Source organism: Geodermatophilus sabuli (assembly GCF_010686765.1).
Classification (GTDB): domain Bacteria; phylum Actinomycetota; class Actinomycetes; order Mycobacteriales; family Geodermatophilaceae; genus Geodermatophilus; species Geodermatophilus sabuli_A.
On sequence record NZ_JAAGWF010000007.1, the window covers coordinates 154909 to 176848 of the forward strand.

Sequence of the window (21940 nt, forward strand, 5' to 3'; positions counted from 1 at the left end):
CTTCGTCAGACGACGTCCCGCCGGACGGCCAGCAGGGTGCCCAGCAGAGCCGCCACCAGACCGTAACCGAGCAACAGCACACCGCCTTGCCAGGGCTCGAGCAGGTCCGGTCCCTCGAAGGTCGCCGTGAGCGCTTCCAGGGCGCCGCCGGGCATCCACTTGTAGGCCCCCGCCGTCGCGGGGATCGACCGGATGATCGGCTCGATGACGAACAGGTAGACCAGCCCGCCGACGATCGCGCCGACCTGGTTGCGCAGCAACGCCCCCAGGCCCACCCCGATGAGCGCGTAGATGACCAGGGCCAGGCCGCTGCTGGCCAGGATCCGCAGGTTGTCCCCGGTCAGCGACGGAGCGGCTCCCCGGGCGCCGGCGTGGATCCACACCACCAGGACGTTCACGGCCAGGACGACGAGGGCGAACGGGACCGCCGCCAGCGCGTACCCGATCAGCTTGGCGATGACCACCCGGCCCCGCTTGGGCGTGGTGAGGAACGTCGGCGTGGCGGTGCGGTGCCGGTACTCCTGGGTCATCCCGATGATGCCGAGGATCAGGAACAGCACCGTGACGTTCGCCGCGGTCGCGAAGGCGAGCTCCTCGTACTGCTCCGTCCCCACCGCCGGCAGGCCGCTCTGCGCGTTCCCGGCGAACGAGGTGAACAGGATGGCGAAGCCGGCCACCATCACGCACGACCCCAGCAGCAGGCCGATCCACACCCGCGTGGTGAACAGCTTGGTCCACTCGGCGCGGACGAGCGCGGTCATCGGGCAGCTCCCTCGGTCGTCGTCGGGGTCGGGCCGGCCGCGAACTGCTCCTGCCCGGCGGTCAGCCGGAAGTAGAGGGCCTCCAGGCCGCTGGTCTCGGCCCGCAGCTCGTGCAGCTCCACCTGCGCCGCGAAGGCCCGCGCCCCGACGGCGGCCGGCGTCGTGTCCGTCACGGTGACCAGGCCGTCCTCGCTGCGGGTGGCGGCCAGGCCGGCTGACGTGAGCACCGCGGACAGCCGGTCGGCCTCCGGGCTGCGGACGAGCACGGTGCCCGCGCCCTGGGCGCCGGACCGGAGCTCGGCGATCGACCCCTCGCGGACCAACCGGCCGGCGCCGACGATCACGACCCGGTCGGCGGTGTGCTCCATCTCCGACAGCAGGTGGCTGGACACGAGGACGGTGCGGCCCTCGTCGTGGGCGAGGTGGCGGATGAAGCCGCGCAGCCACTGGATGCCCTCGGGGTCCAGGCCGTTGGCCGGCTCGTCGAGCACGAGCACGGCCGGGTCCCCGAGCAGCGCCGTGGCCAGGGCCAGCCGCTGCCGCATGCCGAGCGAGTAGCCGCCCGCGCGGCGCCCGCCGGCGTCGGCGAGGCCGACCTGGCGGAGGGTCTCGTCGGCGCGCGAGAGCGGCAGGCCGGCGGCGCGGCAGTACACCCGCAGGTGGTTGCGGCCCGAGCGCGCGGGGTGGAACGCCGTCTCCAGGACCGCGCCGACGGTGCGCACGGGCGCCGGCAGGGTGGCGTAGGCGGCCCCGTTGAACGTCGCCGTGCCGGAGTCCGGCTCCTCCAGGCCGAGCACCATGCGCATGGTCGTGGTCTTCCCGGCCCCGTTGGGCCCCAGGAAGCCGGTGACCGAGCCGGGTTCGACGGTGAAGGTGAGGTCGTCGACGGCGCGGACGGCGCCGAAGGTCTTGGTGAGGCCGCGGACCTCGACCCGCACGGGGTCGCGGTGGGCGGTGCTGCCGGGTTGGATGGCGGTCTCCCTCGTCGTCGGCCGTCCGTCCCACCCATCCAAGCGCACCCGGACGACGTCCCGGGAGTCCGTCGTGGGCGCGTCGCAGCGCCGCCGGAGGGCCGTGGGTGACCCCGCGCACAGCCGAGCTCCGGCCTCCCCGGTAGGTTGCCCGCCCGTGAGCGCGTATCGCACGGTGGTCGTCGGGACCGATGGGTCGGATTCCTCTCTGCGCGCGGTGCGCCGGGCCGGTGCGCTGGCCGGTGCCTGCGCCGCCCGGCTGGTCATCGTCTGCGCCTACCAGCCGCCGCGGGCCGACGACCGGGAGGTCCGCCGCGCCCAGGAGGTCCTCGGCGACGACGCCTACCAGGTGATCGGGTCGGGTCCGGCCGAGGAGACCCTGCGCACCGCCGCCGACAAGGCGCGGGAGGCCGGCGCGACCGAGGTGTACCCCTTCGCCGTGGTCGGGGAGCCGGTCGACGCGCTGCTGGACGTGGTGGCGCGCGAGCAGGCCGACCTGCTGGTCGTGGGCAACCGCGGACTCAACAGCATCAAGGGCCGGCTGCTGGGCTCGGTCCCCTCCGACATCGCCCGCCGCTCGTCGGTCGACGTGCTCGTCGTGCACACCACGGGGTGACCGCTGCCGGACACCGGAACGGGGGACGTCCCCGGCGCTCCTGACCCCGGGGACGCACTGGAGCGGCTGCTGCTGGGCGGGCCGCGGCGTTACACGCGCCTGCAGGTCGGCCAGCTCGCCGGCATGCCGCCGCACCGCACCCAGCGGTTGTGGCGGGCCCTCGGCTTCCCCGACGCGGCGGACGACGACCTCGTCTTCACCGACGCCGACGTCCAGGCGCTGGGCCTGCTCTCGGCGCTCATCGACACCGGCTTCGTCGACGAGGACGCCGAGGCCTCGATCGCCCGCGCGATGGCGCAGTCGCTCTCGCGGCTGGCGGACTGGCAGACGGACATGCTCGCCGACGTCCTCTCCCGTGGGGCCGGTCCGGAGGCGCCGATCGACCCCGAGCGCGCGGTCGAGAGCACCCGCCGGCTGCTGCCGCTGCTCCGGGCCGTGCAGGACTACGTGTGGCGGCGGCACCTGGCCGCCAACGCCGAGCGGCTGCTGGCCGCGGCCGGGCGCGGGGACCGCCGCGACCTCGCCGTCGGCTTCGCCGATCTCGTCGGCTACACGACCCGCAGCCAGGGCATGGACGGGCGGGAGCTCGGCGCGATGGTGGAGGACTTCGAGAGCATCGCCACCGAGGTCATCGCCCGGCACCACGGGCGGGTGGTGAAGACCGTCGGCGACGGCGTCCTGTTCACCACCGTGTCCGCCGTCGACGCCGTCGAGATCGGCCTCGAGCTGCCGCGGGTCTGGCAGGCCGCGGACCGCCCGCCGCTGCGCGTGGGCGCGGCGTACGGGACGGTGCTCACCCACCTGGGCGACGTCTACTCCCCGGTGGTCAACCTGGCCAGCCGGCTGACCTCGATCGCCCGGCCGGAGACGCTGCTCGTCGACCGCGCCCTCGCCGGGCACCTGCGTGGCCTGCCCCGCTACCGCGTCCGCCCGCTGAACCGGGTGTCGGTGCGCGGGTACGACCGGCTGCAGCCGTGGCTGGTGCGCCGGCGTCCGCCGGGGGAGCAGGACAGCTCGCTCGAGGCGATGCTCGACGAGATGGCCGACGACGTCCTGGGCCCCGGCGGCGCGGAGGACTGACCGGGGCGGGTGGGAGGCTGTCGGTCGTGAGCGCCACCCTCGTCGCCCGCGGGCTGGCTGCCGGCCACGGCGCCCGCGTCCTGTTCTCCGACCTCGACCTCGTCGTCGCCCCCGGCGACGTCGTCGGGTTGGTCGGGGTCAACGGCGCCGGCAAGTCGACCCTGCTGCGGACGCTGGCCGGCCAGCTGCCGGCCGAGTCGGGGAGCGTCACGGTCAGCCCGCCGACGGCGACCCTCGGGTACCTGCCGCAGGAGCACGAGCGCCGGCCGGGGGAGACCGTCCGGGCCGCGCTGGCCCGCCGCACCGGCGTGGCGGCGGCGCACGCCGCGCTGGAGGACGCGACCGAGGCGCTCACCGCCGGCCGGGACGGCGCGGACGACGCCTACGGCGACGCGCTGGAGCGCTGGCTGGCCCTGGGTGGCGCCGACCTCGACGAGCGGGCCACCGAGGTGGTCGCCGAGGTCGCGCCGGGGGTGTCGCTGGACGCGGCCATGACGGCGCTGTCCGGCGGGCAGGCCGCCCGGGTGGGCCTGGCCGGGCTGCTGCTGTCGCGCTACGACGTGCTGCTGCTCGACGAGCCGACCAACGACCTGGACCTGGCCGGGCTCGAGCAGCTGGAGCGGTTCGTCACCGGGGCCCGCGGCGGCATCGTCGTGGTCAGCCACGACCGCGAGTTCCTGTCCCGCACGGTCACCCGCGTGGTGGAACTCGACCTCGCCCAGCAGTTGGTGCGCGTGCACGACGGCGGCTACGAGGCCTACCTGACCGAGCGCGAGGTCGCCCGCCGGCACGCGCGGGAGGAGTACGAGGAGTTCGCCGACACCAAGGCCGGCCTCGAGGCCCGCGCCCGCATGCAGCGCAACTGGCTGGCCAAGGGCGTGCGTGACTCGATCAAGAAGGCCACGGACGGCGACAAGCACGTCAAGAACCACCACCGCGCCACGTCGGAGAAGCAGGGGGCCAAGGCCAAGCAGACCGAGCGGCGGATCGAGCGGCTGGAGGTGGTCGAGGAGCCGCGCAAGGAGTGGGAGCTGCGGATGGAGATCGCCGTGGCCCCGCGCGCCGGTGCGGTGGTCGCCACCTTGTCGAACGCCGTCGTCCGCAGGGGGGAGTTCACCCTCGGGCCGGTGGACCTGCAGGTCGACTGGGGCGACCGGGTCGCGATCACCGGACCCAACGGCGCGGGCAAGTCCACCCTGCTGGCCGCGCTGCTGGGCCGGGTGCCGCTGGACGACGGCCGGTCGGCGCTGGGGCCCTCGGTGCGGGTGGGCGAGATCGACCAGGCGCGCGAGGCGTTCCTCGGGTCGGAGACGCTGCTCGACGCCTTCTCCGCGGAGGTGCCCGACTGGCCGACGGCGGAGGTGCGCACGCTGCTGGCCAAGTTCGGGTTGACCGCCGAGCACGTGCTGCGACCGGCCGACACGCTGTCCCCGGGGGAGCGCACGCGGGCGGCGCTCGCGCTGCTGCAGGCGCGGGGGATCAACGTGCTGGTGCTCGACGAGCCGACGAACCACCTCGACCTGGCGGCCATCGAGCAGCTGGAGCAGGCCCTGGACGCCTACCGCGGCACGTTGTTGCTGGTCACCCACGACCGCCGGATGCTCTCCGCGGTCGCCACCACCCGGCGGCTGGCCGTCGAGAGCGGCACGGTCACCGAGGCGTGAGCGCCGGCGCCTCGAGGACGGCGGCCACCGCGTACTCCGCCAGCGTGGCCAGCTCCGCCGGCGTGGCACCGGACGGGGTCAGCGCGGGCAGCAGGTGCACCTCGACGACGACGCCCGGCCTGCTGCCGAGCCAGCGCAGCGCCGCCACCGCCGAGCGGCCGGCCGGCGGCGGGTCGCCGGCACCCCGGTAGCGGAGCGCGACCGGGCAGACGGGGGAGCCGGTCTCGGTGGCGGCGGCGAACAGCGTGGGGGAGAAGCGGCCCAGCCCGGTCCGTCCCGGGACCGGCTGCTCCGGGCGGACGGTGACCGACGTCCCCCGTCGCAGCGCGGCGGCCACCGGTCCGGACACCGGCGGGACGGCGGGCACGGGGACGCCGGCGATCCGGTCGGGAGCCGCCTGGGCGGTGCCGGGCAGCGCGGTCAGCAGCACCAGCGGGTCCAGGGCCGAGACGGAGTTGGCCACCACGAGCAGTGCGCGACCGGGGGTGCGCGGCCAGGCCGTCGACGGTGCGCGCACCTCCACCCGGACGCCGAGGCCGGTCAGCAGCCGCGCCGCGCCGCAGACGGCCCGGCGCCGCGGGCTGCCGAGGGGAGGGCGGAACCGTTCGGCGGCGTAGGCGGCGCCGACCCTGAGCCAGCGCGGGTGGGCGGCCGGGGCCGGCCGGAGCGGTGCGGACGGTGCGGCCACGGGGACCTCCCGGCGGTCGGGGCCCGGGCGGGCCCGCCTGCCGCCGAGCCTGGCCGGTCGAGGTGACCGGCCGGTGACGCCCGGGAGGCGGGGTCGGGACGTTCTCCCTGCCCCGGACCCGCCACGGGGTGACCGGGGACACGGGCCGCCGCCCCCGCGCACCGATGAGAAACGGGATCGGACATCGTCTCCCGTACGACACCCACACCGGCGGAGCACCGCCCGCACAGCTGAGGAGCACGCATTGGGCGCGATCAAGGTCCACGAGTTCACCACCGTCGACGGGGTGGTCGACGCACCCATGTGGACGGTCGACTACGGGTTCCCCGACGACCTGGCCGCGTCCATCGGCGCACTCACGGGCTCCTCGTCGGGCATCCTGCTCGGCCGCAACACCTTCGAGATGTTCGCGCCGGCCTGGTCCACCCGGACCGTGGAGGACGACGAGGGAGCCCCCTTCTTCAACGAGACGCGCAAGTACGTGGTCTCGTCCACCCTCTCCGACGCCGAGGGGGTGTGGTCGAACTCGACCGTGGTCGGGGGGTACGACGCCGGCCGCCTGCGGGCGCTCAAGCAGGAGGTCGACGGTGACCTCTACGTGAGCGGCAGCGTCACCCTGGTGCGGGCCCTGCTCGCCGACGGCCTGGTCGACGAGCTGCACCTGTACGTGTACCCGCTGGCGGTCGGGACGGGCATCCGGATGTTCCCGGACGGCGCGCCGCGGACACCGCTGTCCCTGCTCGGTGCCGAGAGCCTCAGCAACGGGGTGGCGCACCTGACCTACGGCCCGGCGCCCGCCGCCGGCTGACCTGCCGGCCGCTCACCTGACCCACGGCGCGCGTCCGTGCGCGGGCCGTGGGTCAGGCGGCGAGCCGGTTGGGGTGGGTCTGGATCTGGGTGCCGTCGGGGCGCCAGGTGCGCCATCGGCCGTCGGGTCGTCGTTCGATCCGGTACCCGTGGTGGACCTGGGTGTGGTGCCTTTCGCACAGCAGCGCGGAGTTCTCCAGGCTGGTGGCGCCGCCGTTGATCCACTCCAGCAGGTGGTGCACGTCGCACCAGTGGGTGGGGGCGGAGCAGCCGGTGAACACGCAGTGCCGGTCGCGGTGCTCGACGGCGCGGCGCAGGTGGGGTGGGACGACGCGGGCGGTGCGGCCGACGTCCAGCGGCAGCCCGTCGGGGTCCAGGACCAGCCGGGTGAGGGTGGCGTCGCAGGCCAGCCAGCGGGCGCGGGCGGCGGACAGGTGGCCCCGAACCCGGTCTCGGCCACCCCCGGCCCCGCCGTGGGGTCGGCCAGGTCGATGAGCGGAAGGGTGAGGATGACGTGCGGTTTGACGGTGCGCAGCACCGGCAGCCGGCCGGAGGCCAGCGCGGTGTCGGCGAGTTGGACGAGGGCGTCGCCGAGGGTCTGGGCGCGGGTCCGCCGGTCCCCGGCGCACCGCCCGGCGGCGGCGATGGCCTCCAGTGCGGCGGCCAGTTTCTCCCCACCCACGCAGTCCAGCTCCCCGCGCACCGACAGCGACCCGTCGGGATGGCGGGCCAGGGTCAGAGCGCGCCCCTCGGTCGGGTCGGGCTCCACGCCGTCGGGGTCCAGGCGGGTCAGGTAGTGCCCGACCACCCGGGCCAACCGCACCGGCTGCCGACTGGTGGCGGTGTCGGCGAGCACCGCGTCCACCTCGGCCAGGTCCACGCCCTGCTGCGCGGCGGCGGCGGCCAGCCGCTCGGGGGTGGTCACCGGCACGACCACGGTGACCTGCTCGGCGGTGATGGTGCCGGCGGCGAAGGCGGCCGCCACCGCGGGCAGCACCGCCAGCGCCCGCCCGGCGCGGAGGATCCGGCCGGCCTCGGCGGCGGAGAGCCGGGCGTGCCCGCGCAGCCAGGACTGCATCGTCCTCAGCCCGTCGTGCTCACTGGCCTGCCGGGTATCGGCGGCCCGGACGGTGCGGGTCAGTTCGGCGTCGAGCCGGTTGCGCACGGCGACCAGGGCCGCGGTCCGCTCCAGCAGGGCACCGTCGGACAAGCAGTGCAGATCGTGACCGGCCAGGGCGTCCAGCGCCGCGTGCAGCTCGTCCACGACACCTCCCACCGGCTCGATCACCTGTTCGAAGCCTACCGGAACGGAGGCGCGTTCAAGCGGTGGATCCCCAGCCCACGGGGCTGTCCCGAGATGCGCGACGGCCCTTGCCGCACGCACCCGGGCGTGCTCCACCAGCACCTCTTCGTGCCGTCGCGGGCCGTCGCCGTCACCGGAGCGGGCCGGGCCGGTGACGCGGTCAGCTCAGGTCGTCGCCGAGGGCGTCGGTGAGGCCGACGGCGTCCATCCCGGCCCAGGTGTCGCGGACGTGGTGGGCCAGCACCATCAGGTCGCGCAGCCGGCCCTCGCGGTCGCGGATGTGGTCGACCAGCAGTGCCTCGCCGGTGAACCCGAGCTCGGTGAACAGCGAGAGCGCCGCGCCCTGCTCGGCGACCACCTCCACCACGACCTTGGTCAGGCCCGCCTCCACCGCCTGCACGAGTGCGTGCCGGGCCAGCTCACGGCCCAGCCCCGTACCGCGCGCCGACGGCGCGACGACCAGGCGGACCTCCCCTACGTGGTCGGACCAGCCGGGCAGTCGCAGCACGGCGACGTAGCCGGTGACGGCCGAGCCCGGCCCGGTGCTCACCCAGCGCCGGGTGCCCGGCGTCCCGCCGCCCGCCCAGCCGCGGACCACGTCGGGGTCGGTGACGTCCTCGCGGATGAACGTGCGGTCACCGGCCGGCAGGTCGGCGAAGAAGCGCAGCAGCGCGTCGCAGTGGGTGTCGCTCAGCTCGACCACGTCGGTCACGTCAAGCCCCCTGGGCGGCGCCGGCCACGGGCTCGCTGCGGCGGCGGAGGAAGTCGATGATCTGCGGCACCGTCGTCTTCGCCGCCGTCCGTCCCACCACCAGGCCCATGTGCCCGGCCGGCAGGCGCAGTTCGTGCTTGTCCGGCGAGCCGACCAGGTCGATCAGCGGCGCCGTCGCGTCGGGCGGGACGATGTGGTCCCGGTCGGCCCTGACGGTCAGGAACGGCACCTGCACGTCGGCCAGGTGCACCCGGTCGCCGCCGACCGCGAGGCGGTCGGTGACCATGCCGTTGTCGCGCACCAGCATCCGCACCGTCTCCTCCGCTGCGGCTCCCGGGAAGGGCACGTGGTCGTCCGACCAGCCGGTCATCGCCTGGTAGCCGGCCACGTACTCGTCGTTCCAGAGCCGCTCCCACAGCGTCACGTAGCGGGTCACCTCCGCGGTGGGGGTCAGCGCCCGGAAGCCCTGGACGACGATCCGGGGCGGCACGTTGCCGTCGGCGTCCAGCACCGAGGAGACCTCCAGCCCCCCGACGCGGAAGACGTCGGCCAGCGGCCCCATGTGCCGGAAGTCGACGGGGGTGGCGAGCACGGTGAGACTGCGCAGCGGCGCGTCGGGGTGGTGGGCGGCGTGCAGCAGGGTCAGGTCGCCGCCGAAGCAGTAGCCGAACAGGTTGACCTCGTCGGCGCCGGACACCTCGAGCACGCGGTCGATCGCGGCGGGGATGTAGTCGTCGACGTAGTCCTCGAGGGTGTTGGCCGCGTCCCGCTCGTCCGGCTCGCCCCAGTCGAGCAGGTAGACGTCGAACCCGGCGGCCAGCAGCTGCTCGACGAAGCTGTTGCCGGGCGTGAGGTCGAGGATGTAGCTCCGGCTGACCAGGCTGAACACGATGAGCAGCGGCGGGGAGTGCCGCACCCCGCCGTGCGTGTCCGGGTCGTTGCGGTAGTGCCACAGCTGGCTGCGGCCGCGGCGCCAGACGACGTCCTTGGGCGTCTGGCCGACGCCGGGGCGGTCGACCCCGCTGACCAGCTTCAGGCCGTTACGCGCCCGGAGGGCGTTGCGCTCGACGTCGCGCCGGACCCGGTCGAGGACGGTCTGCGGGCTCGGGATGCTCGGCATGGGGCTCCTCGGGGGTCGGCGGGGCGGCCCGGTGGCGCTCGGCCTCCAGTTGCAGGGTCAGCCGGCGGACCTCCCGGTCCAGCGCGCCGACCTGCGCCCGCAGCCGGCTGACGTCGGTGCCGGCGGGCAGGTCGATCAGGTGCCAGAAGCGGGTGGTGACGCCGCGGGCGGAGTCGCGCGCCACGGTCGTCGCGCGGCGGAGCAGCGCGACCCCGACGGCGAAGGTGTCCGAGCGGGCGAACTCCTCCGCGCGAGGGGTGACGCGCTTCTCGGCGGCGTCGAACGCCTGCCGCCACAGGGGCGGGGGCTGGGTCATGCGGTCCTCCCGGGCTCGCGGCGGGACGGCGGGACGGCGGGACGGCGGGACGGCGGCCGGCGGCCCGCCGCCGGCTCAGGTGAAGGCGCTGACCCCGGTGATGTCCCGGCCCACGATCAGCGTCTGCACCGTCTCGGTCCCCTCGAAGGTGTGGATCGCCTCGATGTCGGCCATGTGCCGGATGACGTGGTTCTGCAGCAGGATCCCGTTGCCGCCCAGCAGGTCGCGGGCCTCGGCGAGGATCTCCCGGGCGGTACGGGTGTTGTGCATCTTGGCCAGCCCGGCGACGGTGGGGGACAGCCGCCCGGCCTCGGCCAGCCGGCCGATCTGCATGCAGTACAGCTGCATCCCGGTGAGCGCCGCGAGCATCTTGACCAGCCGCTCCTGCACGATCTGGAAGCTGACCAGCGGCTTGCCGAACTGGGTGCGCTCCCGGGCATAGGCCAGCGCCGTCTCGTAGCCGGCAGTCGCGTGGCCCAGGGCCATCCAGGCGCAGGCGCCGCGGGTGGTGGCCAGCACCCGGCCGGTGTCGGCGAAGCTGTGCGCCTCCTGCAGCCGGTCGGCCTCGGGGACCCGCACGCCGCGCAGCTCGATCTCGGCCTGCCACACCGAGCGCAGCGACACCTTGCCGGTGATGACCGTGGCCTCGTACCCCTCGGCCGGCCGCTCGACGACGAAGCCCTTGACCTTGCCGTCGGCGACGTCCCGCGCCCAGACCACGACCAGGTCGGCCAGGGTGCCGTTGCCGATCCAGCGTTTGGAGCCGTCGAGGACCCAGGTGTCGCCGTCCCGGCGGGCGGTGGTCTCGAGCGCGACGGAGTCCGACCCGTGCTGCGGCTCGGTGAGCGCGAACGCGCCGAGCTTCTCCAGCCGGGCCATCTGCGGGAGCCAGCGCGCCTTCTGCTCCTCGGAGCCGCACATGTCGATCGACTGCATGGCCAGGCCGGCGTGCACGCCGATGAAGGTGCCGAGGCTGCCGTCGCCGCGGTGCAGTTCCATCTGCACGAGACCGGCCGCCATCGGGCTCAGCCCCGCCGACCCGTGCCCGCTGATGGTCCCGCCGACGATGCCCAGCTCCGGCAGCCGGCGGATCAGCGGCCACGCCACCTCCGCGCGCTCCCAGTAGTCGCCCACCACCGGGAGGACCTCGCGGTCGACGAACCGCCGGACGGCCAGGAACTTCTCCCACTGCTCCTCGGTGAACTGGTCGCGGACCGAGAAGAAGTCGGTGCCCAGGGCCTCGCCCAGGTGGCTGGTGTCCAGTTGCGTCGTCACCGTGCGACCCCCGCGGGGACCTCGACCGCGCGGCGGAGGATCTTGCCCGTCGGGCCCTTGGGCAGCGCCTCGACCAGCCAGAGGTGCCGCGGGTACTTGTAGGCCGCGACCCGCTCCTTGACCCACGCCTTCAGCTCGTCGACGTCGGCCTCCGCCCCCGGCTTGAGGGCGACGGCGGCCGCCACCTCCTCACCGAGGTCGGGGTGCGCGACGCCGACACAGGCGGCCTCGGCGACCGCCGGGTGCTCGTAGAGCGCCTCCTCGATCTCCCGCGGGTACACGTTGTAGCCGCCGCGGATGATCATCTCCTTCTTCCGGTCGACGATCGCGTAGTAGCCGTCGGCGTCCCGGCGGGCGAGGTCGCCGGTGCGGAACCAGCCGTCGGGGATGGCCTTCGCGGTCTCCTCGGGGCGCTGCCAGTAGCCCTTCATGACGTTCTCGCCGCGGATCGCGATCTCCCCGACGTCGCCCTCTCCGACGTCGCGACCGTCGTCGTCGAGCAGGCGCATCTCGACGCCGCGGATGGGCGTGCCGATCGTGCCCGGCTTGCGCTCGGCGTGCGGGTGGTTGAAGGAGGCGACCGGCGAGGTCTCGCTGAGCCCGTAGCCCTCCAGGACGATGCAGTCGAAGGCCTCCTCGAAGCCGCGCATCACCTCGACGGGCATGGCCGAGCCACCGGAGACGCACAGCCGCAGGCTGGACACGTCGGACCGGTCGCGGTCGGGCGAGTGCAACATGGCGGCGAACATCGTCGGCACGCCCTCGAACACGGTCACGGCGTCCCGCTCGATGACCTCCAGGGCCTTCGCGCCGTCGAAGCGGGGGAGCAGCGTCAGGCAGGCCCCGGCGAGCACGCCGGCGTTCAGCGCGCAGGTCAGGCCGAAGACGTGGAACAGGGGCAGGCAGCCCATGATCACGTCCTCGGGCGTGCCCTCGAGCAGGGTCTCCTGCGTCGTCCGCGCGTTGCCGCGCAGGTTGGCGTGGGTCAGCTCGGCGCCCTTCGGCGGCCCGGTCGTCCCGGAGGTGTAGAGGATGACCGCCGCCTCGTCGTCGGAGCGCTCCACGATCCCGGCGTCCCCGGCCGGCCCGCCCAGCGCCTCCCCGGGGTCCACGGGCCCGACGGTCACCGCCTCCACGCCCACCGCGGCGGCGGCCTCCTCGGCCGCCGCCGCCACGGAGTCCAGCGCCACGACCAGCCGCGCGCCGGAGTCGCGCAGGTAGTACTCGACCTCGCGGGCCTTGAGCAGCGGGTTCATCGGGACGACGGCCGCCCCCGCCATCAGGGCGCCGTAGAAGACGACCGGGAAGCTGACCACGTTGGGCAGGACCATCCCCACCCGGTCGCCGGGTGCGATCCCGCGGGCCCGGAGACCGGCGGCCACACCCGCGGCGGCGTCGCGGAACCCCGCGTAGGTGAGGACGGCGTCGTCCATCCGCAGTGCCGGCCGGTCGCCGTGCTCGTCGGCGGAGTCGAGCAGGTGCTGGGCGAGGTTGGCCATGGCAGTGCTCCCTCTGCTGGGGGCTGGACCGTGGCCCCCTACCCGGGCCGGCTGTGGTCTACCCCACATCGGGACCGGCTCCGGTCGCTCCCCTGCGGGAGCTCGCGGTGGCGCCGTCGGATGCCGGGGGACAGGCTCGCGGGGACCACCGACATCGACGACGGGAGCGACCGTGGCCGGCAGGACGATCCTCGACATGTTCCGGCTGGACGGCCGGGTGGCGATCGTGACGGGGGCGTCCTCGGGCCTCGGGGCGGTGTTCGCCCGCGCGCTGGCCGAGGCCGGCTGCGACGTGGCCCTCGGCGCGCGCCGCGAGGACCGGCTGGCCGGCACCCGGGAGGCGGTCGAGCAGGCCGGGCGGCGGGCGGTCACCGTGCGCACCGACGTCTCCCGGCCCGAGGACTGTCAGGCACTGGTGGACGCCGCGATGTCGGAGTTCGGCCGGGTCGACGTGCTGGTGAACAACGCCGGCGTCGGCACCGCCGTCCCCGCCACCCGGGAGACGCCGGAGCAGTTCCGCTCGGTCATCGACGTCAACCTCAACGGCTGCTACTGGATGGCCCAGGCCTGCGCGCGGGTCATGCAGCCGGGCAGCTCCATCGTCAACATCTCCAGCATCCTGGGGCTGACCACGGCCGGGCTGCCCCAGGCCGCGTACGCGGCGAGCAAGTCCGGGCTGATCGGGCTGACCCGTGACCTGGCGCAGCAGTGGACCGGGCGCAAGGGCATCCGGGTCAACGCGCTCGCGCCGGGGTTCTTCGCCTCCGAGATGACCGACCAGTACCCCGAGGGCTACATCGAGTCCCAGCTCGCGAGGGTGCTGGTGGGCCGGCCCGGCGATCCCGACGAGCTGGCCGCGGCGCTGGTGTTCCTGGTCAGCGACGCCGGCGGCTACGTCACCGGGACGACGCTGCCGGTCGAGGGCGGGCTGCTGACCAGCTGAGGAACGTCGGTGGCCGCCCCTACGCTGCGGTCCGTGCGCGACGAGTTGGACGAGCGGTTCGCCGGCGAGGACCTCGACACCGACGTCTGGTCCCCGTACTACCTGCCGCACTGGAGCTCCCGGGCCGGCTCCGCGGCCACGTACGAGGTGCGGGACGGCGAGCTCCGGCTGAGCATCCCCGCCGACCAGCCGCTGTGGTGCCCTGACCTGCACGCGGAGCCGCTGCGCGTCTCCTGCCTGCAGACCGGCAGCTCGGCCGGCCCGCTGGGCAGCACGGTCGGGCAGCAGCCCTTCGCGGACGGCCTGGTCGTGCGGGAGGAGCAGCCGACCTTCTGGGGCTACACGCCGCACCACGGGCACGTGGAGGTGACGCTGCGGGCGACGCTCACCGAGCGCTCGATGTTCTCCCTCTGGTTGTCCGGGATCGAGGACGTGCCCGAGCGGTCCGGGGAGATCTGCGTGGTCGAGGTCTTCGGCGACACGGTCCGCGACGGGACGGCGGCCGTGGGGATGGGCCTGCACCGCTTCCGCGACCCGGCGCTGACCGAGGACTTCACCGCCGAGCGGTACCCGCTGGACGTCGCCGCGTTCCACACCTACGCCGTGGACTGGGCGCCGGGGTCACTGGTCTTCACGATCGACGGCGAGGTCGTCCGCCGGCTCGACCAGGCCCCGGACTACCCCGTGCAGCTCATGCTCGGCCTGTTCGACTTCCCCGCACGCGCGGCACCCGGCCGGACGGAGGTGCCGGTCCCCGAGCTGGTCGTGACCTCCGTGCGGGGACGGCCGCGCGTCCCCGCCCAGCGGTGAGGTCAGCGGGCCGTCGCCTCGGTTCCCTCGACCAGGGCCACGATGCGGTCGGTCAGCTCCGGCCACACCGCCCGCGGCAGGTCGTGGCCCATGCCCTCGACGACGTGCAGGTCCGCGCCCGGGATGGCCGCCGCCGTCGCCCGGCCGCCGCTGACCTGCACCAACGGGTCCTGCGCCCCGTGCACGACGAGCGTGGGGACGGCGACCGAGCCGAGGTCGGCCGTGCGGTCGGACGTGGTGAGGATCGCGGCGAGCTGCCGCGCCACCCCGGCCGGGTTGTGCCGGCGGTCGAACGACAGTCCGGCGCGGTCGCGCACCGAGGCCTCGTCGAACTCGAATCCGGGCGAGCCGATGACGCGGTAGGTGTCCACCGCCCGCTGGACGGCGCCGTCCCGGTCGACCGCCGGCGGGGCGAGGAGGACACCCATCGCGGCCTCGGCCGGCGTGCCGACCGCGGGGTCGCCGGTGGTCGACATGATCGAGGTGAGGCTCCGGACCCGGGCGGGATGCCGGATCGCCAGGAGCTGGGCGATCATCCCGCCCATCGAGGCGCCGACCACGTGCGCGCTGTCGAGCCCGAGGGCGTCGAGCAGGCCGGCCGTGTCGTCGGCCATGTCGGCCAGGGCGTAGGGCGCGCTCCCCGAACCGGTCAGCAGCGCGCCCATGTCGGGCGCGCCGGCGTCGTCGAGGTGGGTGGACAGCCCGATGTCGCGGTTGTCGAACCGGACGACGAACAGGCCCCGGTCGGCCAGCCCGCGGCAGAACTCGTCCGGCCAGCCGATCATCTGCGTCGCCAGCCCCATGACCAGCAGCAGCGGCGGGTCCTCCGCCGAGCCGAAGGTCTCGTACGCGATCTCGATGTCGCCGACGCGGGCGCGCTGAACCTCGATGCTCTCCACGGACGCCGACGCTAGCCGGGCCCGTCGCCGGCCGAGCGAGGGCCGCCCGGGCCGGCGTCAGTGGGTCCGGGCCACGGCGTCCACGGGGTCGGCGAGACCGACGACCGCGGCGAAGGACGGCGCCATCGCGTACAGCTCGACCGGGAACCGGTCGGGCGCCCGCAGGTTCAGGTGGTGTCCGGCGTCGGTGGCGGTCACCGGGGAGTGCGGCACGCCGAGCTCGTCGAGACGGCGTTCCCACGCCCGCAGGTCCGCTTCGCCGGGGACGGCGAGGGCGAGGTGGTCCAGGCCGGTCCGGCGTTCGTCGAAGGGGTGGGTCACCGCCCCGGCGTGGTCGGTCAGGACCACGCCGAGGCGGGCTCCGCGGTGGATCAGGAACCGGACCGACTCGGCCGGCTCCAGCGGCTCGAAGCCCAGCACGGTCGTCCAGAACCGGGCGGCGGCGTCCAGGTCGACGACGCTGAGCGCGAGGTGCGACAGCCCGAGCAGTCGCGGCGAGGGGGCCGTCACCGCGAGCCGCCCAGCTGCTCGCGGCGGGAGGCCCGGAGTGCGACGACGTCCCGGGGCCGGACGGGCGCCCCGCAGGCCATCGCGACGAGGGCCAGGTCGGGTCCCAGCAGGTGGGCCAGACGGAGGAGGGGGGAGGGGCCGGTCGGTGGCCGGTCCGCCAGGGGAGAGGTGGTCATGCCGCCAGCCTCGGGACGGCGGGCACTCCCTCGCGTCGGGCAGATCCCCCATCCCCACCCGGGGCCGCGTACCTTCCTCTTCCGTGCTCGTGGGCCGCGGGTCCGAGGTGGCCGCGATCGCGGCGACCCTCGACGCTGCCCGACGCGGTCACTCCGCCACGCTCGTGCTCGAGGGCGAGCCCGGCGTCGGGAAGACGACGCTGCTGGCCGCGGCCGCCGACCTGGCCACCGGTTTCCGCTGTCTGCGCGGGGCCGGGGTGCCCGCCGAGCTGGCGGTCGGCCACGCGGTCCTGCTGCAGCTGCTGTCCCCGCTGCGACCGGACCTGCCCCGGGTGCCCGGCCGGCAGCAGGCGGCGCTGGCCGCCGCGCTCGGCTGGTCCGACGCCACGTCCCCGGGCGATCGGTTCCTGGTGTCCGCCGGGACCATGTCGCTGCTCGGTGCCGCGGCCGAGCGGGAGCCACTGCTGGTCCTGGTGGACGACCTGCACTGGGTCGACCAGGAGTCGGTCGGGGCGGTGGCCTTCGCCGCGCGCCGCCTGCAGCACGACCGGGTCGCCGTCGTCCTCACCCGTCGTCCGCAGTCCGGTCCGGGGACCGACGACCTGGCCGACCTGACGCGTCGCCCCGTGCCCGGCCTGGACGCCGCGGCGGTCGGGCGGCTCCTGGCCGGCCGGGTGGCCGACTCCCTCGTGCCGGCGCTGGTCGAGGCCACGGGCGGGAACCCGCTCGCGCTCGAGGAGGTCGTCCGGTCACTGACGCCGGAGGAACGCCGTGGCTCGGCTCCGCTGCCGGCCGCCCTCCCCGTGGGCGAGCGGCTGACGGAGGGCTTCGGCCGGCCCCTGCAGCGCCTGTCGGCCGGCGCCCGGCGGGCGCTGCTGCTCGCCGCGTTGAGCTCCGACCCCGGCGCGGGGCCGGTGGTCGCCGCGCTCCGGGCCGAGGGCGTCGACCCCGACGACGCCCTCGCCGAGGCCGAGGAGCTGGGTGTCGTCACCGTCCGGGCCGGGACGGTGGCCTTCCCCCACCCGCTGCTCCGGGCGGCGGTGCTCCGGTCGTCGTCGCCCGCCGAGCGCCGGGCGGGGCACGCGGCCCTGGCCGACGCGCTCGCCGGTGACCCGGACCGCCGCACCCGCCACCGCTCGCAGGCCGCGGTCGGCTCCGACGACGACCTCGCCGCGGACCTGGAGGAGCTGGCCGCCCGCGAACGGGCGCGCCGCGGACTCGCGGCGGCCGCGGAGCTGCAGGAGGGGGCCGCGCGGCTCTACCGGTCAGCGGAGCGGGCGGCGACCGCCCGTGCCCTCGGCGTCGAGGACGCCCTGCTGTCGGGGGACGCCCGCCGGGTCCGCGCCCTCGCGGGGGACGTGCTGGGCGGTACCGCGCCGGCGCCCGCCCGCGCGCGGGCGCTGTTCTGCCTGGGCGTCCTCGAGCACCACGCCGGATCGGTCCCGGCCGCCCCGGCGCTGCTCCGCGAGGCGGTCGCGGCCGGCGAGGGCGCGCTCCGGCTGCAGGCGCTGCAGGAGCTGGCCGTGGTGGGGTACCGACTGGGCTCACCGGCCACGGTGGCCGACGTCGCCGCCGAGACCCGGGCGCTGGCCGATCCGGCCGATGCGGTGCAGGCGATGCTGGCCGACTACACCGAGGCGTCGGCCCTGGCCTTCGGTGGGCGGTGGGCCGAGGCGCGCGCGCCCGCGCTGCGGGCGCTGGACCGGCTGGAGAGCGACCCGGTGATGCGGGAGGACCCCCGGTTCCTCCACCTCGCCCTGCTGGCGCCGGGATGGGCGGGCGAACTGCACCTGGCCCGCGGCTTCGTCGACCGCAGGCTGGCCGCCGCCCGCGCCGCTGGAGCGCTCGGTGTCCTGCCGCTCGCGCTCAGCCTGGTCGCCGCGGGAGCCCTGGCCATGGCCGAACACCGGGTCGCCTACGCCGCGGCCGGGGAGGTCGTGGAACTGGGCACCGAACTGGGCTACGTCGCCGACGTCGCCACGGCACAGGAGCTGCTGGCCTTCGAGGAGGCCGCGCGGGGGCGGCACGAGCAGGCCGCGGCGGCGCTGTCGGCGGCGCGCCACCTCGCCGCCCGGGCCGGGGTGGCGGACGGCGCGGTGCAGATCCACCTCGTCGACGCGTTCACCGCCCTGTGCCGCGGGGACCTCGCCCGGGTCGCCGCCGTCCTCGAACAGCGGATCGTCGCCGACGGCGGCCGGCTGCCACGCGGGGAGTACGAGCTGGCCGTCGCCCCCGACCTCGTCGAGGCCTACCTGGGGCTCGGACGGCGGGCCGACGCCGTCGCGCTGGCCGGTCGGCACGCGGCGCTGCACCGCGGGACCGCGGATCCCGACGTCCGTGCCCACGTCGAGCGGCTGGCCGGACTGCTCGCCGACGACGAGGCCGGGTCCGACGCCGCCTTCGCCCGCGCGCACGAGGCCCACGGGGCCGGTGCCGACCCCTTCGGCGCCGCCCGCACGCGCCTGCTGCACGGCAGCCGGCTGCGCCGCGCGGGCCGGCGCGTCGACGCCCGTCGCCAGCTGCAGCTCGCCGCGGACGCGTTCGACGCCATGGGCCTGGACGGGTGGACCGCCCGCGCCGCCGCCGAGCTCGCCGCGACCGGGCAGCGGGCGCGGCGCCGGCCCGGCCCCTCGGACCAGCTGACCTCCCAGGAGACGCGGGTCGCCCTGCTGGTCGCCCGCGGGATGTCCAACCGCGAGATCGCCACGGCGCTGTTCCTGAGCCCGAGGACCGTCGAGCACCACCTGACGGCGGTCCTCCGCAAGCGCGGCGTCCGCTCCCGGTCGGCGGTCGCGGCGGCGTTCGCGGCGGACGCCGGTCCGCAGCCGCACTGAGCCCGGCCGGCGCCGCATCGGGGCCTCGGTCCCTGGACACCCCGCGACGTGGGCTGTCACGGTCGACTGCGCCGCCGGCCCGCGGGGTCCGGTCGGGGCGCCGGCGGGAGGAGGCGGGGTGGACCTGAGGCGAGCCGCCCCCTGGGCCCGCGCGGCCGGGGTCGCGGGGATGTCCGCGAACGTCCTGCTCGTGGCCTTCTACGCGGTCGAGGCGGGACGGCGCCGGGTCCTGCCCGTGTCCCTCGGATCGGCCAACGACGTCGTCGGCTCGGTCGGCACGGCGCTGATGGTCCCGGTGGTGCTGGCGGTCAGCCCGGGCCGGTGGACCCGCCGGCTGGGACTGACGGCGACGGGCGTCCTCACCGTCGCCGGACCGGCCCTCGTGCTCGGCCTGGTGCCCTTCGCCGTGCAGATGCCGGTCGCGATCGGCGCGTTCGAGGCGCTCGCCGGCTGGCTCGTGCTGAGCAGCCGCGGCCGCCGGGGGGCCCTGCCCGCCGAGGTGACCAGGCTGGGCCTCCTGTCCGGTGGCGGGGTGCTCGCCGGCGGCGCCGCAGTCGGCGTCGGGCTGCTCCTGCCGAAGGGGTCGGTCCCGCGGCGGGCCGCCCTCGCGGTCGGCGGCGTGCCCGGCGGTGCGGGCTGGCTCGCGATGCCGTGGTGGTTCCTGCGCCTGGCCCGGGCGCTGACCCCCGGCGGGGTCGGCGGCTGAGGGTCACCCGGCCGCGGTCGCCCTCATGCCCACGTCCGGGCCACGGCCGCCCAGCGGGCGACGGACGACGAGGGGCGCACCGCCCCCGGGGCCCGGACGAACTCACCGGCCGTCAGGCCGCAGCCCCCAGGACAGTCGGTCCGGACCGGCATCCCGTCGCGCCAGCCCACGGCTGCGGCCCGACCGCATCCGGGGCAGGTCTCCCAGGTGACCCGCTCACTGCTGCTGCTCATGCTGGATCCTCCCCGGCCCGCGGAGGTCCGCGCGACCGGCATCGGGGAGCCGAGGCCCGGTGAGCTCGAGTCCAGTGGGGCTCCCGTGATCCGTCCCGGCGTACCCACTCCGCCGCGGGCGCAACCGGGCGACCGTCGCCGCAGGAGACCCAGGAGTCCGGCCCTCGCCCACCTGCTGTCCCGGTGTGCGACGGAGCATCGCCCCACCACTCGGCGTCACTCGGCGGCGTGCTGGGCTGGTGGTCGCTGTTCGACCTGCCGCGCCACGTGCCGCCCGACGACCGGCGCCGGTCGCTGACCGGCACGTCCCTGTGGTGCCCCCGGCAGGATTCGAACCTGCGCACCCGCCTCCGGAGGGCGGTGCTCTATCCCCTGAGCTACGGGGGCTCTGCGGTGGGGCGAGGAAGAAACTACCAGCCCCGGCGGCCGTCCCGGACGGCGGCTCTCAGGGAGCCGGCAGCGGGGTCCCGCCGCGAGCGGTGAGCATCCGGGCCATCGTCGTGGTCTCGGCGGCCTGGGTCTCGGCGATCGTCCCGGCCAGCGTCGCGACCGCGGGCTGCGTCGCGTGCTCGGCGGCGTACTCGGCCATCTCCCGGCCGCCCTGGTGGTGGCGGATCATCAGCCGGAGGAACTCGACGTCGAACGCCGTGCCGGTCAGCTCCCGCAGGCGCGCCAGCTCCTCGCCGGTCGCCATCCCGGGCATGAGGTCCCCGGACGTCCCCGCCGTCTCGTGCGCGGAGTGCCCCGAGCCCATCCACGCCATGGTCTCCCCGCCGGTGGGGGGCAGCCCCCACAACGACAGCCAGCCCTGCATCCGGCCGGTCTGGTTGGTCTGGGTGGCCGAGATGTCGAAGGCGAGCTGGCGGACCTCGGCGTCCTCGCTCCGGTCGAGCGCGAGGTTGGCCATCTCCACCCCCTGGAGGTGGTGGCGCGACATGTCGCGGGCGAAGCCGGCGTCCACCGAGGCGGCTCCGGGCGCCGCCTCCCCGCGGCCGATGCCCAGCGCCACCGCCGCGCCGCCGCCCAGCAGGACCAGCCCGACGGCGATCACCGCCAGCAGTGCCGTCCGGAGACCGCGAGCGCCGGTCAGGGAGTCGCCGGCGGAGGTCACGGCGTCCCGGTCTCGGCCCCGGCCTCGGGAGTGGTCGGGGCGTCGGTGGTCGTCGACGCGCTGCCGCGGCTGCCGTCGTCCACGGTCAGCGGCTCGGCGGCGAACTGCGGGTTCTCGCAGCTGGCACCGGGCTCGGGGAAGAAGTCCTGGTTGTAGGTGAGGAAGTCGGCGAACTGGGCCAGCCGCTCGTCGGTGGCGGAGTCCACCTCCAGCTGGTGGTTCCACGACTGGATGCTGATCGGGGAGTCCTGGTCGGCGTAGGGGGACAGCATCCGGCCGGACTCGTCCACCAGCCCGGCGAGGACGTCGATGTCGTCGGCGGAGACCGCGTCGGGGTCGTAGGTGATCCAGACCGCGCCGTGCTCGAGGCTGTGGACGGCGTTCTCGTGCCGGATGTCGACGTCGTAGACCGTGCCCGTGCAGTCGGCCCACTCGCCGTCGTGCGGACCGCCCACCGGCGGGGACTGGTCGTACTGCACGGGGGTGGTCACGTGGTCCTGCCCGGCGGCGTAGTCGAAGGTCTCCACGCCGGCGATCTCGTCCACCGACTCGACCCGGCCGGCCTCGGACTCGTTGACCTGCACCACCGCGTACGCGATGACGGCGACGGCGAACACCACGACGGCGATCGCCGCGGCGATCAGGCCCCACGGTCGCTGGGGGCTCACCACGTTGGCGGCCGGGGGCCGGGTGCGGCCACCCTTGGCACCCGTGGCCGGCCGGCTCCCGGAGCCCGACCTGCTGGACCCGCCGCGCGCGCGGCCGTCCTGGGGCTTGGGGTCCTTGGCCACGGCCTGCTCCTCGTGCTCGTCTGGCTCCGCTCGCGGACCGCGCACGTGCGCCGGCCCCGGGGAGAGGCCGGTGCCCCTCACCGGGAGACCACTGTAGGGCGGTCGCCTGGGAGCC

At 75.6% G+C, this 21940-nt stretch carries 23 protein-coding genes and 1 tRNA gene; 8 read left to right on the plus strand and 16 right to left on the minus strand.

Annotated features, from left to right (window positions below):
* Window positions 1-5 precede the first annotated feature (5 nt).
* Both GCU56_RS05685 and GCU56_RS05690 read right to left on the minus strand, forming a co-directional pair.
* Window positions 6-761 carry an ABC transporter permease gene (locus GCU56_RS05685; RefSeq protein ID WP_163480546.1) on the minus strand — a complete coding sequence of 252 codons (756 nt, stop codon included), beginning with the start codon at window positions 759-761 and terminating at the stop codon, window positions 6-8.
* On the minus strand, window positions 758-1699 hold the full coding sequence (locus GCU56_RS05690; RefSeq protein ID WP_345771657.1) for an ABC transporter ATP-binding protein: 942 nt from the start codon (window positions 1697-1699) through the stop codon (window positions 758-760). The genes GCU56_RS05685 and GCU56_RS05690 overlap by 4 nt, the downstream gene beginning before the upstream one ends.
* Before the next feature lie 190 nt (window positions 1700-1889).
* Here GCU56_RS05690 and GCU56_RS05695 point away from each other — a divergent pair, with 190 nt between their 5' ends.
* From GCU56_RS05695 to GCU56_RS05705, 3 genes are all read left to right on the plus strand, one after another.
* Window positions 1890-2348 (plus strand): universal stress protein, encoded by a 459-nt coding sequence (locus GCU56_RS05695; RefSeq protein WP_163480547.1) that lies wholly within the window; start codon window positions 1890-1892, stop codon window positions 2346-2348.
* Between the two features lie 72 nt (window positions 2349-2420).
* Window positions 2421-3428, plus strand: coding sequence for an adenylate/guanylate cyclase domain-containing protein (locus GCU56_RS05700; RefSeq protein WP_275585734.1), 1008 nt, complete (start codon window positions 2421-2423; stop codon window positions 3426-3428).
* 26 nt (window positions 3429-3454) lie between these two features.
* Complete coding sequence (locus GCU56_RS05705) at window positions 3455-5092, plus strand: ATP-binding cassette domain-containing protein (protein ID WP_163480548.1); 1638 nt, start codon at window positions 3455-3457, stop codon at window positions 5090-5092.
* Here GCU56_RS05705 and GCU56_RS05710 read toward each other — a convergent pair.
* Window positions 5079-5780: a hypothetical protein gene (locus GCU56_RS05710; protein WP_163480549.1), complete on the minus strand. Its 702-nt coding sequence runs from the start codon at window positions 5778-5780 to the stop codon at window positions 5079-5081. The genes GCU56_RS05705 and GCU56_RS05710 overlap by 14 nt on opposite strands.
* A 244-nt stretch (window positions 5781-6024) precedes the next feature.
* Here GCU56_RS05710 and GCU56_RS05715 point away from each other — a divergent pair, with 244 nt between their 5' ends.
* The gene (locus tag GCU56_RS05715; protein WP_163480550.1) at window positions 6025-6588 is read left to right on the plus strand and encodes a dihydrofolate reductase family protein; all 564 of its coding nucleotides are present in this window, start codon (window positions 6025-6027) and stop codon (window positions 6586-6588) included.
* Between the two features lie 12 nt (window positions 6589-6600).
* Here the strand turns inward: GCU56_RS05715 and GCU56_RS05720 are convergent, their stop codons facing one another.
* From GCU56_RS05720 to GCU56_RS05745, 6 genes are all read right to left on the minus strand, one after another.
* Window positions 6601-7875: a DUF222 domain-containing protein gene (locus tag GCU56_RS05720; protein ID WP_345771658.1), complete on the minus strand. Its 1275-nt coding sequence runs from the start codon at window positions 7873-7875 to the stop codon at window positions 6601-6603.
* Between the two features lie 175 nt (window positions 7876-8050).
* On the minus strand, window positions 8051-8602 hold the full coding sequence (locus GCU56_RS05725; protein ID WP_163480551.1) for a GNAT family N-acetyltransferase: 552 nt from the start codon (window positions 8600-8602) through the stop codon (window positions 8051-8053).
* 1 nt (window position 8603) lies between these two features.
* A complete protein-coding gene (locus GCU56_RS05730) occupies window positions 8604-9722 on the minus strand; it encodes an alpha/beta fold hydrolase (RefSeq protein ID WP_163480552.1) in 1119 nt (372 codons plus the stop codon).
* Window positions 9643-10038, minus strand: coding sequence for a hypothetical protein (locus tag GCU56_RS05735; protein WP_163480553.1), 396 nt, complete (start codon window positions 10036-10038; stop codon window positions 9643-9645). The genes GCU56_RS05730 and GCU56_RS05735 overlap by 80 nt, the downstream gene beginning before the upstream one ends.
* 75 nt (window positions 10039-10113) lie before the next feature.
* Complete coding sequence (locus GCU56_RS05740) at window positions 10114-11313, minus strand: acyl-CoA dehydrogenase family protein (protein WP_163480554.1); 1200 nt, start codon at window positions 11311-11313, stop codon at window positions 10114-10116.
* On the minus strand, window positions 11310-12812 hold the full coding sequence (locus GCU56_RS05745) for a long-chain-fatty-acid--CoA ligase (RefSeq protein WP_163480555.1): 1503 nt from the start codon (window positions 12810-12812) through the stop codon (window positions 11310-11312). The genes GCU56_RS05740 and GCU56_RS05745 overlap by 4 nt, the downstream gene beginning before the upstream one ends.
* Before the next feature lie 172 nt (window positions 12813-12984).
* On the opposite strand from GCU56_RS05745, the gene GCU56_RS05750 reads away from it, so the two are divergent.
* Window positions 12985-13755, plus strand: a complete 771-nt coding sequence (locus GCU56_RS05750; protein ID WP_345771659.1) for an SDR family NAD(P)-dependent oxidoreductase — start codon at window positions 12985-12987, stop codon at window positions 13753-13755.
* A gap of 33 nt (window positions 13756-13788) precedes the next feature.
* Window positions 13789-14565 (plus strand): glycoside hydrolase family 16 protein, encoded by a 777-nt coding sequence (locus tag GCU56_RS05755; RefSeq protein WP_345771660.1) that lies wholly within the window; start codon window positions 13789-13791, stop codon window positions 14563-14565.
* Window positions 14566-14567: 2 nt separating this feature from the next.
* Here GCU56_RS05755 and GCU56_RS05760 read toward each other — a convergent pair whose 3' ends face one another.
* Genes GCU56_RS05760 through GCU56_RS05770 form a run of 3 tightly spaced genes read right to left on the minus strand, consistent with a single transcriptional unit; the run spans window position 14568 to window position 16150 of the window.
* Window positions 14568-15464 carry an alpha/beta fold hydrolase gene (locus GCU56_RS05760; RefSeq protein WP_345771661.1) on the minus strand — a complete coding sequence of 299 codons (897 nt, stop codon included), beginning with the start codon at window positions 15462-15464 and terminating at the stop codon, window positions 14568-14570.
* Window positions 15465-15521: 57 nt separating this feature from the next.
* Window positions 15522-15974: a VOC family protein gene (locus GCU56_RS05765; RefSeq protein WP_163480556.1), complete on the minus strand. Its 453-nt coding sequence runs from the start codon at window positions 15972-15974 to the stop codon at window positions 15522-15524.
* Window positions 15971-16150: a hypothetical protein gene (locus GCU56_RS05770; protein ID WP_163480557.1), complete on the minus strand. Its 180-nt coding sequence runs from the start codon at window positions 16148-16150 to the stop codon at window positions 15971-15973. Before GCU56_RS05770 ends, GCU56_RS05765 begins: the two co-directional genes overlap by 4 nt.
* Window positions 16151-16233: 83 nt before the next feature.
* Between GCU56_RS05770 and GCU56_RS25040 the strand changes: the two genes are divergently transcribed.
* Together GCU56_RS25040 and GCU56_RS05780 are read left to right on the plus strand one after the other, a co-directional pair.
* Window positions 16234-18984, plus strand: coding sequence for an AAA family ATPase (locus tag GCU56_RS25040; RefSeq protein WP_163480558.1), 2751 nt, complete (start codon window positions 16234-16236; stop codon window positions 18982-18984).
* 118 nt (window positions 18985-19102) lie between these two features.
* The gene (locus GCU56_RS05780; protein ID WP_163480559.1) at window positions 19103-19690 is read left to right on the plus strand and encodes a hypothetical protein; all 588 of its coding nucleotides are present in this window, start codon (window positions 19103-19105) and stop codon (window positions 19688-19690) included.
* A 23-nt stretch (window positions 19691-19713) separates the two neighbouring features.
* Here the strand turns inward: GCU56_RS05780 and GCU56_RS05785 are convergent, their stop codons facing one another.
* The 4 genes from GCU56_RS05785 to GCU56_RS05800 all read right to left on the minus strand — a co-directional run bounded on the left by GCU56_RS05785 (window position 19714) and on the right by GCU56_RS05800 (window position 21825).
* Window positions 19714-19923, minus strand: coding sequence for a hypothetical protein (locus GCU56_RS05785; RefSeq protein WP_163480560.1), 210 nt, complete (start codon window positions 19921-19923; stop codon window positions 19714-19716).
* A gap of 312 nt (window positions 19924-20235) precedes the next feature.
* Window positions 20236-20310: transfer RNA gene (locus tag GCU56_RS05790), tRNA-Arg, on the minus strand.
* A 58-nt stretch (window positions 20311-20368) separates the two neighbouring features.
* On the minus strand, window positions 20369-21034 hold the full coding sequence (locus GCU56_RS05795) for a DUF305 domain-containing protein (RefSeq protein ID WP_345771662.1): 666 nt from the start codon (window positions 21032-21034) through the stop codon (window positions 20369-20371).
* A complete protein-coding gene (locus GCU56_RS05800; RefSeq protein WP_163480561.1) occupies window positions 21031-21825 on the minus strand; it encodes a DUF3105 domain-containing protein in 795 nt (264 codons plus the stop codon). The genes GCU56_RS05795 and GCU56_RS05800 overlap by 4 nt, the downstream gene beginning before the upstream one ends.
* Between the last annotated feature and the right edge of the window lie 115 nt (window positions 21826-21940).